At 56.9% G+C, this 15873-nt stretch carries 16 protein-coding genes and 1 pseudogene; 14 read left to right on the forward strand and 3 right to left on the reverse strand.

Going from position 1 to position 15873, the window contains the following annotated elements; translation table 11 throughout:
• Nucleotides 1-56: 56 nt before the first annotated feature.
• The 6 genes from P0D84_RS10595 to P0D84_RS10620 all read left to right on the forward strand — a co-directional run bounded on the left by P0D84_RS10595 (nt 57) and on the right by P0D84_RS10620 (nt 4592).
• Nucleotides 57-248: a hypothetical protein gene (locus tag P0D84_RS10595; protein ID WP_408335862.1), complete on the forward strand. Its 192-nt coding sequence runs from the start codon at nt 57-59 to the stop codon at nt 246-248.
• The gene (locus P0D84_RS10600) at nt 249-701 is read left to right on the forward strand and encodes a hypothetical protein (RefSeq protein ID WP_408335865.1); all 453 of its coding nucleotides are present in this window, start codon (nt 249-251) and stop codon (nt 699-701) included.
• A gap of 78 nt (nt 702-779) precedes the next feature.
• Nucleotides 780-1781, forward strand: coding sequence for a hypothetical protein (locus P0D84_RS10605; protein WP_408335868.1), 1002 nt, complete (start codon nt 780-782; stop codon nt 1779-1781).
• 25 nt (nt 1782-1806) lie between these two features.
• A complete protein-coding gene (locus P0D84_RS10610) occupies nt 1807-2130 on the forward strand; it encodes a hypothetical protein (RefSeq protein ID WP_408335871.1) in 324 nt (107 codons plus the stop codon).
• Nucleotides 2131-2295: 165 nt separating this feature from the next.
• Nucleotides 2296-3336, forward strand: coding sequence for a hypothetical protein (locus P0D84_RS10615; protein ID WP_408335874.1), 1041 nt, complete (start codon nt 2296-2298; stop codon nt 3334-3336).
• A gap of 437 nt (nt 3337-3773) precedes the next feature.
• The gene (locus tag P0D84_RS10620) at nt 3774-4592 is read left to right on the forward strand and encodes a helix-turn-helix transcriptional regulator (RefSeq protein WP_408335877.1); all 819 of its coding nucleotides are present in this window, start codon (nt 3774-3776) and stop codon (nt 4590-4592) included.
• A gap of 273 nt (nt 4593-4865) precedes the next feature.
• Here the strand turns inward: P0D84_RS10620 and P0D84_RS10625 are convergent, their stop codons facing one another.
• Complete coding sequence (locus P0D84_RS10625; protein ID WP_408335880.1) at nt 4866-5849, reverse strand: hypothetical protein; 984 nt, start codon at nt 5847-5849, stop codon at nt 4866-4868.
• 249 nt (nt 5850-6098) lie between these two features.
• Nucleotides 6099-6248 (reverse strand): hypothetical protein, encoded by a 150-nt coding sequence (locus tag P0D84_RS10630; RefSeq protein WP_408335883.1) that lies wholly within the window; start codon nt 6246-6248, stop codon nt 6099-6101.
• Between the two features lie 974 nt (nt 6249-7222).
• Here P0D84_RS10630 and P0D84_RS10635 point away from each other — a divergent pair.
• The 4 genes from P0D84_RS10635 (at nt 7223) to P0D84_RS10650 (ending at nt 12060) form a co-directional block, all read left to right on the forward strand.
• Nucleotides 7223-7828, forward strand: a complete 606-nt coding sequence (locus P0D84_RS10635) for a hypothetical protein (RefSeq protein ID WP_408335886.1) — start codon at nt 7223-7225, stop codon at nt 7826-7828.
• A 665-nt stretch (nt 7829-8493) separates the two neighbouring features.
• Nucleotides 8494-9662 (forward strand): IS3 family transposase gene (locus tag P0D84_RS10640; protein WP_408335889.1). Its coding sequence is split into 2 segments (ribosomal slippage): nt 8494-8758 and nt 8758-9662, totalling 1170 coding nucleotides; the frame shifts between segments, so codons are not numbered across the junction.
• Between the two features lie 53 nt (nt 9663-9715).
• Complete coding sequence (locus P0D84_RS10645; protein WP_408335892.1) at nt 9716-10390, forward strand: hypothetical protein; 675 nt, start codon at nt 9716-9718, stop codon at nt 10388-10390.
• A gap of 641 nt (nt 10391-11031) precedes the next feature.
• Nucleotides 11032-12060 (forward strand): DUF2779 domain-containing protein, encoded by a 1029-nt coding sequence (locus P0D84_RS10650; RefSeq protein ID WP_408339770.1) that lies wholly within the window; start codon nt 11032-11034, stop codon nt 12058-12060.
• Here P0D84_RS10650 and tnpA read toward each other — a convergent pair.
• Nucleotides 12002-12222 (reverse strand): annotated as a pseudogene (gene tnpA, locus P0D84_RS10655) (IS200/IS605 family transposase); the annotation flags it as partial. The gene P0D84_RS10650 and the pseudogene tnpA overlap by 59 nt on opposite strands.
• A 1612-nt stretch (nt 12223-13834) precedes the next feature.
• Between tnpA and P0D84_RS10660 the strand changes: the two are divergent.
• From P0D84_RS10660 to P0D84_RS10675, 4 genes are all read left to right on the forward strand, one after another.
• The gene (locus P0D84_RS10660; protein ID WP_408335895.1) at nt 13835-14017 is read left to right on the forward strand and encodes a hypothetical protein; all 183 of its coding nucleotides are present in this window, start codon (nt 13835-13837) and stop codon (nt 14015-14017) included.
• Nucleotides 14014-14460 (forward strand): hypothetical protein, encoded by a 447-nt coding sequence (locus P0D84_RS10665; RefSeq protein WP_408335898.1) that lies wholly within the window; start codon nt 14014-14016, stop codon nt 14458-14460. Before P0D84_RS10660 ends, P0D84_RS10665 begins: the two co-directional genes overlap by 4 nt.
• Before the next feature lie 108 nt (nt 14461-14568).
• Nucleotides 14569-15015, forward strand: coding sequence for a hypothetical protein (locus P0D84_RS10670; protein WP_408335901.1), 447 nt, complete (start codon nt 14569-14571; stop codon nt 15013-15015).
• A 384-nt stretch (nt 15016-15399) separates the two neighbouring features.
• Entirely contained in the window at nt 15400-15870 is a 471-nt protein-coding gene (locus tag P0D84_RS10675; RefSeq protein WP_408335904.1) for a helix-turn-helix domain-containing protein, read from the forward strand.
• Nucleotides 15871-15873 lie beyond the last annotated feature (3 nt).

Consider the following 15873-nt stretch of genomic DNA (forward strand, 5'->3'; position numbering starts at 1 on the left):
ATGTCTCAATCCGCATGAATACTGTCGACCTCGCCCACGTAAGAAGGACATTCTCAATGGCGGCCAACCAGGAACTCGCCGCCCAGTATGCTGATGCCCTGCCTTCCCTGCAAGCGTGGTATCGCAACCCGACGAAAGAAAAAACCCATATCGGTCTCGACGTTGCGGGCATTCGCGGCGTCGGCACCGGCCACCGTGGCGAGATTAACGGGCCGCTGGCCGCCTATAACACGTGGGCAAACGCATAGTTGGTCAATCTCATTCGCGGCGTATGGAACATCCCGTCGTTCGCAGGCTTTGAGACGTGGCATGCGCTTTTGGTCGAATCCGTTGAAGCGTACTGGCAAAGCCGGGGTTTCCCGAAACTGCCGCGCCATCAGGCGTACCGACTCGTCGACTCGCTCATCAAATGGATGCGGACATGCACAGGTCGCCGGCCCGTATTGGGGCAGGCCATCCTGGAACACGGCCACGTCATCGTAAATGGCCCGAGCCTGGACACGCTTCGCCCACTGTGCAACACGGTACCGACCAGGTCAATGCAGATGACGCGCGTCGATGCGACCGCTGCCTACCGCCTGATTCAGCGGCTCGTGCGGGAATTTTGCAGTCAGTATGGCGGGACGCCGCTGCTGTTTGATGTCTTCGCACGAAACGAAGGTACCCGCCTCGCCGCCGCGCAAGAAAACGTCCTCGTATAGTTGTTAGGGCGCGAGAGAACGCCGCTGGCCGCGACGCGGCCAGTATAACTTTCAAGACACACGCCGGAGCCTGAGAGAATGACCCAACTCCATCCCCGCATCGCCTTCCTGGCCGACCTTCTCGGATTACGTCCGCCAGAAGGAGACGGCGAGCGAGGCCTGACGGAACTACTGTTATGCAGACTTGAGGAGAAATGCCAACGCTTGCGCAATGAATTGCCCGGTCTCACATTTTCCGCGAGTGAGGCGACTATCGCGCGAGCTTGCGCCATTCCGAAATGGCGGCTACTCATACACGAGCTCGCCGAACCTGCATGCTTTACGAGGTTCCCAAGCGGGCGCTGGTCTGTCGCGGACGTTCTACCGGCCGCCGTCGACGTCGACAGCATCGAACTTCCGTTGAACGACGGTCAGCGACTTTATGCGCGGCACTTCGCCATGAGACTTGCGAAGGCACTTGCTCTCGAACAGCCCGCTGCCCACGACCTGGCCGCGCGCCTTTACGGAGCAGAAAGCTGGCTGGCTCTGGCCGGGAATATTCCGTTCCTCGCTCCTGATGAACCGCTATACACGTACCAAAAGACTGAACCCGGGACAGATGCGAGGGCCGCACTGCACCCTTCGAGGGGATGTGTACGACTGGCTGCAGAGCTAACAGCGCTCACGTACCTTGCACACCCGGAAGCCAGAGCGCACGCGGCGCGCCATGCACTCACCCGAAGGCCGGATTTTCTGACCGCCGCACGCATCGCCGTGGACGCGCTTATCGAACAGGAGGCGGACCAGGAAGCGTTGGACTGCGGGAATCGCACATTGCGCGCCGTATCGGGAAGCATCATCCCAACCTCTGCACGCCTTGATGCGTGCAGCCCCGCGAACATCGAATACTGGAGACTGCGTTGCGCCCGAGTCATCGCGCTGAGACAGCTGGAGCGGTTTGACGATGCCGACGATGAAAAAGTTGAATTGGTTGCAAAACTCATCGAGGCAGGCGCGACAGGCGAGGCGTTGGTAGCGCAGTGGCTCGCCGAATATAGGCCAGCGCAGGGGCTTTGGCCGCAAGCAACCACGTGCCTGTGATGCAGGGCGCGACATGGAGAGCAGCATGACAGTAACCGCCGGCAAGCTGATTTTCCTTAGCGTCGAGTATGTTCGCACCGCGCAGTATCGCACGCGACGCCAAACCGAGAGCCATCGCACCCCGCGCTATCGCGTGCGATACCAACTAGAGAATCAATCTGCTCATGAGGCGATGGTCGGCCCAAATCCACGACAATATCTCGTGGCTGACATTCGTGCGAGCGAGCCCGGGGACATAGTCGAGGTGAAGCTATCCGAAAGCGGGACCGACATCGTCGATTGGACAAACAGAACAGACGAAGAGCTTATGAGGGACTTTGGCGGAACGTGGTTCGAGCAGTGTGATTGACAAAAGCAAACAAAATGGCCAATCCGCCAAGGCTCCCGAGAAGCGAGACTGGGGGCCAGTGGTTCGCATCACAAGGAACGCCCCTGCTGACCAAACGCCTAGCATTTGAGACACAGCTTGTCTCGTTCTCAGCTTATGATTCAGTATCGACACGAGACGGAGGAAGTGAACAACGTGAGCTACAAGCGATTCTGTGCACTCTGTGACGTCGTTGGCCTTCCTGCGCCCGGCACCGTCAAGGCCCGCAAGTTGATAGCAATAATCGAAGCACGTCTTCTCATTAAGAGCGAGCGCCTCTCTCAGGAAGTCGAAGGTCTCAGCTTTGAGGGCGCCCGGGATGCAGTGGCCGCAGCCTGTCAGTCCATTCACTGGGCACGGTTGACCAGGGCGTACGGAGCAATTCGCAATCAGCAGGACCTGGTCAACGGAGCGTGGGACGTCATCAGCAGTCTGCCGGCAACGTTTGAACCTAGGCCCGAAGACATCCCGCTGAATGCGATGCGCCGCATTATCATCCGCGATTTCGCATCCGGCATGCAGGCAGCACTCCGGCTCGAAGCGCCGGCTGCTCACGACCTCACGGCGCGACTGTACGGAGTACCGGACTGGTTCACACTGACGGGACCGCGTGTCGTCATGTGTCCGGCCACGCCGCTCTACCAGTATCGCGAGCGCGTCAACGTCGACGGAACTGTCGCATTCCTCGAGCCAAGTGCTGCCGCATTGATTGCCGAAGAAGAAATTGAGGCGGAAACAGCCTTTTGGGATGCGGACAGGCGTGCCGACATCGCAATGCATCACCTCGCCCATCGTGACGACCTATTGGCGGCAGGTGCAATCGCATGCTCATCGGCAATCGAAGCGGGAAGATATGAGCAGGCGCTGTTTTGCGCAAATCGCGTCATTCACGCCATGAAACCCGTGCTCCCTGATGAGCTTGCCCCGCTTTCCATCCAATCACGCAGCAACCTGTACTGGCGGGAGGTCTTGGGAGCGTGGGTTGCCGCTGTTCGCAAACTTGGGCCGGTGGCAGAGGCATCGCGCCGTCAAAAGGCTTACGTATTCCGCGCGCTGGAGGGGTTTGACGCAATGCGATACGTCCGAGAGAACGGTGCTCCAGCCACACCGCTTGCTAATCGGAGCATGTTCAAGGTTGTTGCTTTTGATACGCCCGGTCAACCGTGCCTTCCCCAGGGCAAAGGATAATTTCACAACTCGTTCCCGGCGTCTCCACACGTCGCTCTGACGCTGCGGACTGTCAGGGCAAGCGCAAGGCTTGCATCGCTGTGCCAGCCCGCGATAATAGCGAACGACTGAGCTTAGTCATATTCGCTAGGGGCTCCCTAACGAGCCACAGGGTCGCTGACTGCAACCGACTATCTGCCATAAATTTCCGTGTCCGAACTCGATTCCCCAATCCTTACGGTACTGCCACCAGCCAGTCGCCGCAGCCGTGGCTTTCGACACCTGGCGTGCGCCGGGCACTAGAGGCCAAAAACCAACAGGTTAACCATACCAAGACCGTTCAGCGAAGGCTGGAGGTGCTGAGAAAGGCTGAGCTAGTGATATGTCGGCAGGCGGGACGCGAACTTCAGTGGCAGCGCAAGCGCGGGGTCGAGGGTGTCGCTTCCAAAGGCAGCGGCATGATGACGTCCGATGAAGCACTCGCTTTCAAGGTCCTGGAACGATTTGCGGCAGACCGGATTCCCGGTCTGGTTCAAAAAGTGATTGAGCCACTTTTCGGGGCCGCCGAAGACTGTCTCAAACAAGCGCGCTTTCGAGACCCAAGATATCTCTCCTGGGCTGACAAGACCGACGTGGTTGACAGCGGTTTCGCCCTCCTAAAGCCCGATTTGGCGCCCGAGGTGCTTGGGAAAGTGACACACGCCCTGTTCTATGAACAGCTACTGCGTATTCAATACCGGCCGGGCTACTGGGGCGACTCAGACAGGAAACCCGAGGCGAAACCGGTCATGCCATTAGCAATGGTTGAATCGGGAGGTCTCGTATATATGGTAGCTGCGATGGAGAAATATCTGGCCGAGCCGACGCTCTATCGTCTAGACCGTATTGTAGATTTGGAGGTGCTTCCTGAGCGGTTTAGTTATCCAAGAGATTTCAAGCTCGGCGAATACATCGGTACGCGACGCGAGTTTGATTTTTTCCCCCAAGGACTTATCCGATTGGAGGTAGCATTTCGAGGAAACGCGGGCGAGCACTTGAAGGAAACACCGCTGTCAGCAGACCAGACGCTCAAGAGGATGCAAGACGGCAGATTGAAGGCATCGGGCACGGTTATGCTAAGCCTCAAATTGCGGCGGTGGCTACGGTCATTGGGTCCGGCCGTCGAAGTCCTCGCTCCGGCCAAGCTTCGCGCCGAGTTCGCGGAGGAGGCTCGACTTATCGCCGAGCAGTATGGAGCATCCAGGAACGCCTCAACCAGCCCCCCGCAGGCCCAGTAGATTGCGCCCCGAGCACATCCGGAACTTTAGCTTGCCTTCAGATGCATGCAACTGCGCCGAACTGTCGCGCCCCTCTGTCTGAATACTGCGGCTTGGAGTCCTTTCGACAATAACCTACTGCAAAATCTCGGAACGACTCACACTCAAACGGCTGGTGCGCACAAGCGCACCAGCGAGTTTCGCAAATCAGACTCCGACTGGCCTTGAACAAGAGCACCGTCTTTTCCCGCTGCGCCAGTCGCTGAAGACTTGACGTCGGCCGGGAATCGCACCTTACGCAGCGGCGGGGAGGCAAAAGTCGCAATCAAAGTAGTCCCGCAACTTGCGGCCTCCTGCTTCCGCTTCCTTGCTCAGGGTTCTAGTGAGCCCCCAATCGGTTTCCAGGGACTGGTCGAACTTCACGAAGAAGATGTCCAGCTCACGCGTCGGATTGTTCGACACCCAGTCAATGTCATTGCGCAGGTCCTGCTGCGAAGCAGCGTTTGCAATCTGCAAAGCGATGTCAATTACCGCCTTGTAGATTGTTTGTTTCGTGTTGTAGACGTACATGCCACCGTAGTTTCCTTCGCCCGTCAGGTCGTCGACTGTGAGGTTGGCCGGCAGACCCGGGATGTGCTGATGCAGCCAGCCGAGTTTGAAGAAGAGCGTCGTGACCACGATATCCGGCTTGATGACCTTGAATCCGAGGTCCATCATCAGATGGAGCGCCGTGATGTCTCGGGTATATCCGATGTCTAACAGGTGAGCATGGATGTCCCATACGTTGGCTGCTGGGTGATTCCCGGTCACGAACGACAGAGGGGCCTGCGACTGAAGATGCATTGCATACTTTCGGGCGAGCTTGACGGTCTTGTTCAGCTTCACTTCGTTCGCAACGTAACGTCCCACATTGCTGAAGACGCCTGTTCTTTCCATAAAGTTCTTATGAAGCGACTCGCCAACATCCCACGCGGGATTGTCAAAATTCGTCCAGTCGTTGAAATAGAAGCCAACTGAGGCAATAGTGCTGGACGCCAGTCCGGTCCTAATCCCCGCGTATTGGATTTTCTGCCACATGTGCGCCCAGACAGCTGACTGCACGGCCGGAGTGTTTCGCTGATAGTTGGCGATGGAGGCACCGTTGCAGATATTGAGGACCCTATTTTCAAGCTGGCTCTGGTTGACCTTGTGTTCCCTGGCGTTAGCTCCCGCTGTCGCGTCTTCATAGACCCGCTTACGCAAACACCTGTAAAGTTTCACTTTGTCCTGCAGATTCATGTGGCTCGTCCTCGACTAAGAAAAGCAGCGGGCGGCAAAGTAGCCGCCCAAAGTGGCTGCGAGAAATTCCCCGCGTGTCGTGTCTAGATGGTTATCGGCCAACGAAGGCCGTTTCTTTAACTGAGTCAGTCGTGTGTTGCCCGCACGCGCCCTCGGGCGTCCGGATAATACTTTGCCGACAATGGCTTAGGCCTTCTTCCCCGAAAACAGCCATATACGGAAGCTTTCCATATTCATGGGATAGCTCATTCAGCTTGCCGAGTCCAGCACCGTCTGCACGAGTTCGGCTGCCTGCTCAGGGTCCCCGCCGTAGGACAGTTCCCACAGCACGGCGTGGATGACTTGAGCGAGCGTCGGTCGTTCATGAGTTGCTTGAGCGGAGAAAACTTGAAAGCCCATTGATTTCGGGTTCCTTTCCTGTACTCAACCCAGCCATCCCGTTTGACATCGTCTCGCAACTCGTAGCCGACACCGCGAATCCAGAGGCGGTGGCCTCCGGCAAGTTCTCCAGTGAGACTGTTGTTCTTCCAATCGTGGAAAAGCTCGAGATATTCTCTTCCCGCCGGGTCGTGTTCGCCGGTGTAAGGTACCGAAATTCCCTTTTTGCTTCCTTCAGGTATGCAACCGCCCGCTGCCGCTCGAATACCTCAAGCAGGACAGGATTGGCCTCTGGAAGCGAAAATACGTTCTTCACGTAAATTTCGCCGTCGAAGCACACCGGCTCAAACAAGTAGGCAGCCGCACTTTCGGTAACGTCGCAACGGACGTCCTCGCCGCTCTCGGTTTCCTCGTTCTAAACACGCCCCACGCATTCCAGTCTGCCGCCAGGCTTGAAAACTAGTCTTTCCATATATCTCCCAAATGCCGGGGCGCCGGCGAAACAGCTGGTTGCTGGAAGCGAATAAGCACATAGTCGCCGAGATGCCGGCAGCATCGCCGATGCGAATACGAGAGCAAGCGCTCATCGAGACATTTCGTGTCGCAACCCAACCCTGCCCCCTCCCGTACAAAATTGTCGCCAATTACCGCATTCCCGTAACTACCGGAACGCCGCAACATGCGAAGGGCGCCTCCGTACGACCTGAGTCCTGCGCCACAAGTCGTCAAGGCCCGCGAGTCGCTCTGGCGTCAAAACGAGGCATCGGTCGAGCACACAAAGCGTGTTGACGACCGCCTTTACGCCAGGGCAGGGTCGGAATTTGGAAGGCCACGTTCGAACGGTGCGTCCGGAATACAATTTGAGTTTAGTTGAACGTCGGAAGCGAGCAGGTGACCACCGAGAGGATATGCTTCTGCTTATCGCCACGCGTCCAGACTCGCCCCGTCCGCCAAGTCAGACGAACATAGAATCTGAACCTCACACAGAGACATTGATGAAATTGTTTCGTGCCATTCCCGCGAATCCGGGTCAAACTAATGCTTCCCTCGTGGTCGAGGGACAGCTCACGCGCCGTATTCCGCGCAACGTCCCGTACGTCGTCGACAATGTTTGGGAGTATCTGCGGCCCACCGCAGCGCCCTCGCGACGGCACGCCGCCTATGCGAGCCCTACTCCTGAGCTTGCGCTAAAGAACGCCTCTTCGAGATTCGGAGCAGCTTACGAAGTTTGGGAAGTGGACCTCGGTATGGAAGATACAGTCGTGGTCTGCTCTGTCTCGGACGCCCGTGAGCACAAGGACATCGAGCGTGTACCAGCCGCCTTGCTTCAGTCAATAGGACGATTCCTCGGAACAGAAGGCTTCGACGTCAATAAAAAATTTGCTCCGTTGTACCTTCCTGGGCTGAACGAAGAAGACCTTCGACGGTTTTTTGCCGGGTATCCCGACTTGCTCGCTCAGGCACTGGCGGCATCAACTTTTTGGCAAGACGCGCGCATCCTGACATTCACCGAACTCGCCCGTGCGCCCGAGATTGCAGAATCTGCCGAAATTTTCTTCAACGCTCGAAACGGATATCGAATGCGTCGCACGCTATCTTGATTTGCCACGCCAGCCAGCTGGCTGCGGGCAACTTTCATTGACACTGGAGTCGAAGCTTCGGTCACCCGTACGCGCCCGTCCCGACTGCTGGCCTTGGCCAGGCTATGGTCGCCGTCTGTTGCGACGAGGAGTAGTCCTGGACGGCTCGGCCGCAGCACGAAAGACCTATCGGTGCCGAACAGGACTAGCTCAGGTGTCGTATGTTGGCTTCCGCCACAAAGACCTCTTTTACGAGACCAACCATGTGGTCATAGTGGCTTAGGAAAATCACTTGCATTAACTTCGAGATGCCGGCAAGGACGCATAGGCCGGGCAGGGCCCTTCGGTCATAGAAGTCGTCGGCGACAAACGGCAATGAGAACGCCTGCTCAGCATGTAGCCATCCGTCACAGCTGCAATGCTCAAAACGATGCCGCGCGCCGTTTAAATCAAGACGCCATTTGTCTCTTTTTGTGCTTACTATCGGTCTTGTTATCGAGAGAGACGCAACGGGTAAGCCGGAGCAAGCCATCGCGGATTCAATCCAGGCGCGCTTCATAAACCGCGCACCCCATTGTACAAACGGGCTGCCGGGCCAAACGGCGCCGCAACTGCCACTACCACTATGAGGTAGCCTGACTTTTTAAGACACTCCTTTTTGATAAACTTTATCAATGGGAGCACAGATGACGAAACCAAGAACATACACGCCAGAGCTTCGTGAAGAAGCTGTAAAGCTTGTGCTTGCACAGGGCCTGACGCTGGATGAAGCGGCGAAGCGAATTGCCATTCCGATGGGGACTTTGGCCACGTGGGTCAAAGCAGCCAAGCGTGGCAATGGCGCCGTGACGGCGCCAGGCAGTCGTACGGTTGCCGAATTAGAAGCCGAGGTAGCCAGACTACGTAGGGAACTGGCGGAGACCAAGATGGAGCGAGATATCGTAAAAAAAGCGGCAGCGTATTTTGCGCAGGAGTCGCTGCCAAATACGCGGTCATGAATACGATGCGACTCGATTATCCAATTGCTGTCCTGTGCCGTGCCTTTAAGGTTTCGCGCAGCGGCTTCTATGTCTGGTCTAAAGGTAAGCTGTCTCCACGTGCGCAGGTTGATGAACGCCTGAAAGTCGCCATCAAGGCTGTGCACAAGCAGAGCCGCGAGACCTATGGCACGCGACGCGTGAAGCCTGAGCTTGAGGCACAAGGCTTTATAGCCGGCCGCGACCGCATCGCTCGCCTGCGCCGAGAGCTCAATCTGCGGTGTAAGCAGAAGCGCAAATTCAAAGCCACGACGAATTCGAATCACAACTTGCCTGTCGCCGACAATCTGCTGAACCAGACGTTCGCGCCAACGCGGCCAAACGAAGCCTGGGTGACAGACATCACCTATTGTGCCACCGACGAGGGATGGCTCTACGTCGCCGGTATTAAGGACGTCTTCACCTGTGAGTTGGTTGGATACGCCATGGGTGAGCGCATGACACAAGGACTCACGGCGCAAGCTCTGTGGCGTGCTGTGCGCAACAAACGCCCCGAGAAAGGCTTGATTCATCATTCGGACCGTGGGAGTCAATACTGTGCTCATGACTATCGGAAGCTGGTTGAACAATTCGGCATGCAGGCCTCAATGTCGCGTAAGGGCAATTGCTTTGACAATGCTCCGATGGAAAGCTTCTGGGGCAGTCTAAAAAACGAACTGATACATCACCATCGCTACGCCACGCGTGCCGACGCGAAGGCGGCAATTCAGGAGTACATCGAAAGCTTTTATAACCGCCAACGGCGCCACTCACGCCTAGGCAATGTTCCGCCAGCGTTGTTTGCCGAAGCGTTCAGCAAACAACAACAGGCGGCTTAAGAAAAGAGTGTCTGCTGTTGACAGTACACCTCACTAAACTCACCCATCTTTCGATGAGCACCCTTCAAAGCCGCCTCAAACTTTTCAACGCGAAAGAACGCTTCGCTCTCGTCAGCCACATTCTTGGGAATGCGCACTTCGAACCCGCCGTCGGTTTCATGAGGAACATCACAGAACTATACGGCGTGAGTTCCGAGCCGTATGACATCTATGGAGCGATGGACTACCATCTGGACTGGTTGTACGCAGCGCTTCTGAATCCAGAAGTCGGCAGCCCAATGCCACTCGTCCTTGATGAAGACGGTTGTGGGCCGGTCACAGGCTCGCAAGAAGACATCGACTTCCTGGTCTGCTTCTCCGTCGACGAGAAGTCGGTAGACGCCGTCCAACCTGTCACATACCTCGTTCTCATTGAGGCAAAAGGCGTAACGAACTGGGGAACGCCGCAACTCGCGTCGAAACTTGCTCGTTTCCGTACGATGCAAGCAGCCTTCAAGGCGAACCCGGACGTCCGCACCAAATTGCTTCTCATGTCACCCATCGACCCAAGGGTGGAGAACCGCCAGAACGGAGCGCTTCGGAAGGTCCTCACTGACTTTGAAGACTTCGGCTCCTTCGACTGGTTGCCGATACCCATGGAAGCCGCCTATCACAAGGTGGTGAGATGTGACGCGAATGGCGTGCCGACCAAGACAGCCCCCACGCATTGGAAAGTGCAGCTCCGCTAGCACACTCGGAATGTGAGCTTACCCGCCACCAAGTCACCACCAATCTACGAGCGCGAATGAATCAACCCTATCGCCTGTCCAAATCGAAAATCCTTTCCGGACTCCAATGTCCAAAACGCCTGTGGCTCGAGATGCATAGGCGGGACCTTGCGCAAGTGTCACCTGCGAGCGAACACATATTTCGACTCGGCCACGTGCTGGGAGATAAGGCTCGTGAAATCCTTGGTCCTGGCGAACTTATCCGACACGAGACCGAGATTGCGCAAGCCCTGTCTGAAACACCGCACGTCCTTGAACGCAACGCAGCGAGCCGGACCTTCGTGTACGAAGCGGCATTTTCGTATAAGGGGGTAGTCTCGCGTGCCGACGGGTTCGTCAAGCTCGAGGACGGCTGGTGTATGGTCGAGGTCAAAGCATCGACTTCAATCAAGGAATATTACCTGCAGGACTGTGCTGTCCAGTCCTGGGTCGCCGAGGGTGCCGGCTACCCCTTACGCGAAGTGCATCTCGCGCATCTGAACAACCAGTTCGTCTATCGGGGCAATGGAGACTACCGAGGTCTGTTGACACTCGTCGATGTTACGCAGCGAATCCAAAGTTATAAGAGCGGCGTAGAAAGCCGCGTCACGGATTTCCGTGTCATGTTGTCGGGAGCAGAACCTGACATTCAAACCGGTGACCATTGCGGAGCACCTTTCGAATGTCCGTTCAAGCACTATTGCTCAGCTCAAGAGCCCGTATCACCCGACCATCCTGTCGAGATATTACACGGCAACACGGCAAGACGTCTGCGTGCTGACGGCTACGACGACCTTCTCACCGTGCCGGCTGCAGCCATCCCGAGCGCAAGCCAGCGCGTTATCTGGCGTGCCACTCGGTTGAACGAAGTCTATTACGATGCCGACATACAGAGGGAAATCAAAACACTCGCGTATCCCCGGTACTTCCTGGACTTTGAGACCGTCTCTTCGCCAGTGCCGCTTTGGGCGGGGATTCGACCTTATCAGCAGGTCCCCTTTCAGTGGTCATGTCACACCGAAAGCCAAGCGGGAACGCTAACGCATCAGGAATTCCTGGATGTCTCAGGCAATTCGCCGGTCGAGGAGTTTGCTCGCAGTCTGCTATCCAGTTTGGGTCGCACGGGCCCTATTCTCGTTTACAACGCGAGTTTTGAGGCAAGTCGCATCCGTGAGCTAGCCGGACTGCTTCCCGAGCACAGTGCACAGTTGACCGCGTTACTTGACCGAATCGTAGACCTGCTGCCTCTCGTGCGTAAATACTATTACCATCCCGCGATGAAGGGGTCGTTCTCGATAAAGGCCGTCGTGCCTACGATGTGTGCGGAACTCGACTACGGAGCACTCGACGGGGTTGCCGATGGCGGCGCGGCTCAGCGCGCGTGGTGGGACCTTGCCGACCCGGCGTGCGATGACAAGGGAGCGGGAGAAATACGCGCGGGCCTACTTCGTTACTGTAAATCAGATACGCTCGCAATGGTCGCTGTCTTGCGATATCTCGCCCGGGGTAACCCCGTCAGGCTCGACGAATTTGGTCATATCGAGAGCACTGCGTCTATCGTGTTAACGCGCCACAACACTCACACGAACATGGTACCGACAGCTTCGGCGGAATGCTCACCAAAAGATGCACATGGTCCGGATGAACATTGAGTTCTACAACCTCGCAGCCCAGTTGCTGACTAAACACCATCACACATTTGTAGACTTCTTTGCCGACCGGACCTTACAACACACGGAACCGATACTTCGGCACCCACACAATGTGGTATTGCAATGCCATATGACATGCGATGCTCTCTTGAACCTGCTCATGCTTGTTTTCCTTTTTACCCGTTGTGGGGACAACACACAGAAAGGTAGCTGCATGGGCAGGTGCTCTAACAGGCATAGCCAGTTAGGCGATGACCACGCCCATAGGGCGTGGATTTCGATTTGTCATTAAACTTCGCATCGGCGCACCGCCTGCGAGGTCAGGACAGCGTTCGGTTACGCAGCGGCTTTTAAATCCGCTAGTTGCCGCTGTTTGATGCCCAAGTCGCTCCATAACTCCGGGTGGCACGTGAAAACCAGAATCTAATGCCGGCTTCCCTTAAGCGCGGCCCGGCTGGCGGTCTCCGTTTTTTCGATGGCCGCTCGCAGCCGGTCGATTTCCGCCTTGTTGAGCGCAATCTGGCTGTTCAAATCCGTAGCCATACGCCGCGTTCGCCAACTCAAGCATGCAGTTCGCCCTCTCCTGAACTCTCTGGGCCGGAGGCTGACGCTGGTCACAGCGACGCAATACACCGTTTCGGCCGCCCCACCGCGACCCTCTTATTGAGACATAACGTGTCCTGATAAAAAAGTACAATACGTTATCAGCAGGCAACATACCGTTCGGACGTTTCGGAACCGCCATGCCCACACTAATTGCTGCTGCACGCAAATCAAAATATGAGCAACTTATTGTCGTCGCCGTGCACTATCGCCTGACAGCCGACGGGTACGCGTCCTTTCCTTTTCTTGACCGTGCGGGGATTCGAGGAAGTCTTAATGAGCGGTAGAGTGTCTGTCGTGAGCCACCCCTGGCTGGCAGGTCATCTCAAAATAATCGCGTTTGGGGACATGCCATCGCCTACAGATGCCGCGCTCGACGACGCGGCGGAGCCGCGTTGCCGTGTGCTTTTTCATATTATCGTGGGGCGGCCAGCGGAGGTTTCTCGCCGCACTTGGTATGAATTGCGCTACTGTCCGGGTACGATGAGCTGGCTGCAATGCTCGGCGGATTTGGCCATCTTCACCTTACAACGAATCGCGGTGCAGGCACTGGAAGAAGAAAAGTGCACGGCCAGAGTCCGCACCGGGCGTATAACGAAAGGCATCCATTCGAAATCTCGTTCCGATTCGAGCGTTGTTAGTAACCTTCACGGTATGGAGGTATCAGCCAGGACTCACCATATGGTGCGCGCTCACGGCACCGGCCAAGCACTGGCAATACGCGGACTCGGCGAGAGGGAAACTTGCTCTGCATGCCGAAGCGCAGTGCCCCCCGGCGCAGCTCGGTGCGCTGCGTGCGACGTTGCCCTCGTCCGTTTCTAGCTTCGCCGAAAGGTAGACGCTACCAGTTTTAGGTAACCTTTTCCTCCCACCGACAGGTCTGAGCTTCCGGCTGCAAGTACCTAATTGATTGAGAATTCGACACTTGGGCGGTGGCCCATCATGCAGGATGGCGAACACCCTCCTGAAGTCCCGCAGCGAGTTGTCAGTAACGTATGTTCGAAAGGGCCAACCCATACTTGACGATATTGAATCCGGCCAGACCCACTTCTGGTGGCCGGTATGTTCAAAGCGGTCTTTCGCCCTGAAACACGAAAATCAAAAAAATCGAGCCACCGAATGTCTCAACCCCAGCGCACACTAACGTCTTGCCCACGATAGGAGAACATTCTTGATGCCGCTCGACCAGGAACTCGCTACTCAATATGCAAATGTGCTGCCCGCACTCGAAGCGTGGTACCGCAATCCGGCCAACGAAAACACCGATATCGGTCTCGACGTCGCGGGCATTCGCGGCGTCGGAACGGGCTCAATAGTGGCAACAACATTGCACATCGAGGAGGACCGAGCTTGAACGACACCCCCGCCCTAAGCGCAGAGTTCAGTCGTCTGGCCTTTCGATTCGAGAGCGTCTTTCACGTCGACGCGATGCTCGACGACGGGCGCCTGCCTGCGGATATCAGGAAGGCATTCACGGATGATTTCGACTCGGTGATGCTCGCGCTGCGCCGCGATTTCCTCGAAGGACAGGCAGACCAACCCGCCGACGCGGAGCAGTTGCGCCAGAAGATTGAAGCCTTTATCGAGGACGAGAACGGAGAGCTTGGCTGGCTGGTCAAGGCCCGGCAGCGCGAGTTCGTCGTAGTCGGCAATGGTGAAGTTCACTATTCATGGGCGCCGGTGCGCACCGCCTGGTTTCACGCACCGAGTTACGAGGCCGCGCAACGCGCGGCGCTCGACTGGGCAGAACAGTATTCGCGAGAAGTCTGGGGCGAGACGGAGGACGACGAAGCATGAGCCGCTTGACCCGTCGCGGTCGCTAATCAGCAACGATACCTGCAAAAAAGAGACAGATTTTGTCTCATTTGTGCCCGACAATTCTGTTTATTGACAAGAGGAGACCAGATGACCGGCACGCCCATCCAATGCTTCATCCGTTGCAACGCCCTCTCGGTGCGCCTCGAGCGCATCATGCATCTCGATTCCATGCTCGTTGACTGGCACTTCTTCGACCCGACGCGTTCGGAAATCGAAGCCGAACTGTCCGATGCGCGAGATGCCCTGCTCGCTGGCGGCTTGCAACTGCCCGGCCTTGAAACGGCAAACACCATCGACGACATCGAGGAAATCCTGCATAACAGCGTATTCGACCCGGTGCAGGTGCTCGGCTTCCTCGTCAAGGCGCGCCAGCCGTACTTCCAGATAGATGGCAAGCGGCTCGGCTATTCTTGGGAGGTGAGTCGCGACCAGTGGTTCCACGCACTTACCTTCGAAGACGCACTTGAGAAAGCCTGTACTTGGGGCCAAGCCTTCCACGGCGAGGCTTGGGCTCGGGCGCGTGGAGAGAAATAAGCCGCGTCTGTTCAGGCTGCGGCATTCCCGTCCCCAGTGATGCCGCCAATAACGGCGCCGACGAAGAGCATGATAAGCAGAACAACGAAGCTCGCAGCTACCGCTACGCCCAGCATCGCGCCGAGAATTTCAAAGCAGCCTTTGAAGGACCGCGGTCAGCACGCCGAAGAAGCGTGGCCAGTGCGGTCACGAATCCTCTCCGCCGCTCAAAGCCCGCAGCGCTCCGCTCGTCTGGACTGCTTACGCGGCCTTCGCGAGATGTTCCGCGCGGGCGATGACGTCGAAAATCACCGCCTTCGTTCCATGCTTGGCACAAAATGCCTTAAGCGCCTCATGAGAAGTATCTCTATACTCCCGGGCCGAACAAGAACCGCGACATAAACGATGGCCGTATTGAAACCGCTGGAACTGACGAAGGAAGAACGTAGCGAGCTTGAGGTTCTGGCGAGAAGCCGCCGTGATTGGAGAACACGAGACAGGTCCCGGACGATTCTGATGTTTAGCAACGGCGTGCCAGCCAAGGAGATAGCCAGGCGGCAGGAGTTGACGTTGGAGGCGGTGTACGAGAGGCGCTATCGTTGGTTGGAGAAAGGCATGGCAGTGCTGTCGGACGCGCCGCGTAGCGGTGCGCCGTCGAAGCTGTCGCCGCAGCAGGTTGAGCAGTTGAAGGTGTGGGCGACGCAGGAGGCGCTGACGGCACCGGAACTGCTGGCACGACTCGAAGAAAAGTTCGGGATTCGGGTTCATCGCAATACGCTGACAGGGGTTCTCAAGCGAGCGGGGCTGGTATGGAAGCGAACCCGGCATAGCCTAAAAAAAGCGGGACGAACAACGGTTCCGACAAGCCCAATCTGAAAT

Source organism: Paraburkholderia sp. RL17-337-BIB-A, assembly GCF_046025895.1.
Lineage (GTDB): Bacteria > Pseudomonadota > Gammaproteobacteria > Burkholderiales > Burkholderiaceae > Paraburkholderia > Paraburkholderia fungorum_C.

What these genes read in the sequence shown, in the direction of transcription:
- P0D84_RS10595 (WP_408335862.1), top strand. Translation starts at nt 57, where the DNA reads ATGGCGGCCAACCAGGAACTCGCCGCCCAGTATGCTGATGCCCTGCCT.
- P0D84_RS10605 (WP_408335868.1), top strand. Translation starts at nt 780, where the DNA reads ATGACCCAACTCCATCCCCGCATCGCCTTCCTGGCCGACCTTCTCGGA.
- P0D84_RS10610 (WP_408335871.1), top strand. Translation starts at nt 1,807, where the DNA reads ATGACAGTAACCGCCGGCAAGCTGATTTTCCTTAGCGTCGAGTATGTT.
- P0D84_RS10620 (WP_408335877.1), top strand. Translation starts at nt 3,774, where the DNA reads ATGATGACGTCCGATGAAGCACTCGCTTTCAAGGTCCTGGAACGATTT.
- P0D84_RS10625 (WP_408335880.1), bottom strand. Translation starts at nt 5,849, where the DNA reads ATGAATCTGCAGGACAAAGTGAAACTTTACAGGTGTTTGCGTAAGCGG.
- P0D84_RS10630 (WP_408335883.1), bottom strand. Translation starts at nt 6,248, where the DNA reads ATGGGCTTTCAAGTTTTCTCCGCTCAAGCAACTCATGAACGACCGACG.
- P0D84_RS10635 (WP_408335886.1), top strand. Translation starts at nt 7,223, where the DNA reads ATGAAATTGTTTCGTGCCATTCCCGCGAATCCGGGTCAAACTAATGCT.
- P0D84_RS10645 (WP_408335892.1), top strand. Translation starts at nt 9,716, where the DNA reads ATGAGCACCCTTCAAAGCCGCCTCAAACTTTTCAACGCGAAAGAACGC.
- P0D84_RS10650 (WP_408339770.1), top strand. Translation starts at nt 11,032, where the DNA reads ATGTTGTCGGGAGCAGAACCTGACATTCAAACCGGTGACCATTGCGGA.
- P0D84_RS10670 (WP_408335901.1), top strand. Translation starts at nt 14,569, where the DNA reads ATGACCGGCACGCCCATCCAATGCTTCATCCGTTGCAACGCCCTCTCG.
- P0D84_RS10675 (WP_408335904.1), top strand. Translation starts at nt 15,400, where the DNA reads ATGGCCGTATTGAAACCGCTGGAACTGACGAAGGAAGAACGTAGCGAG.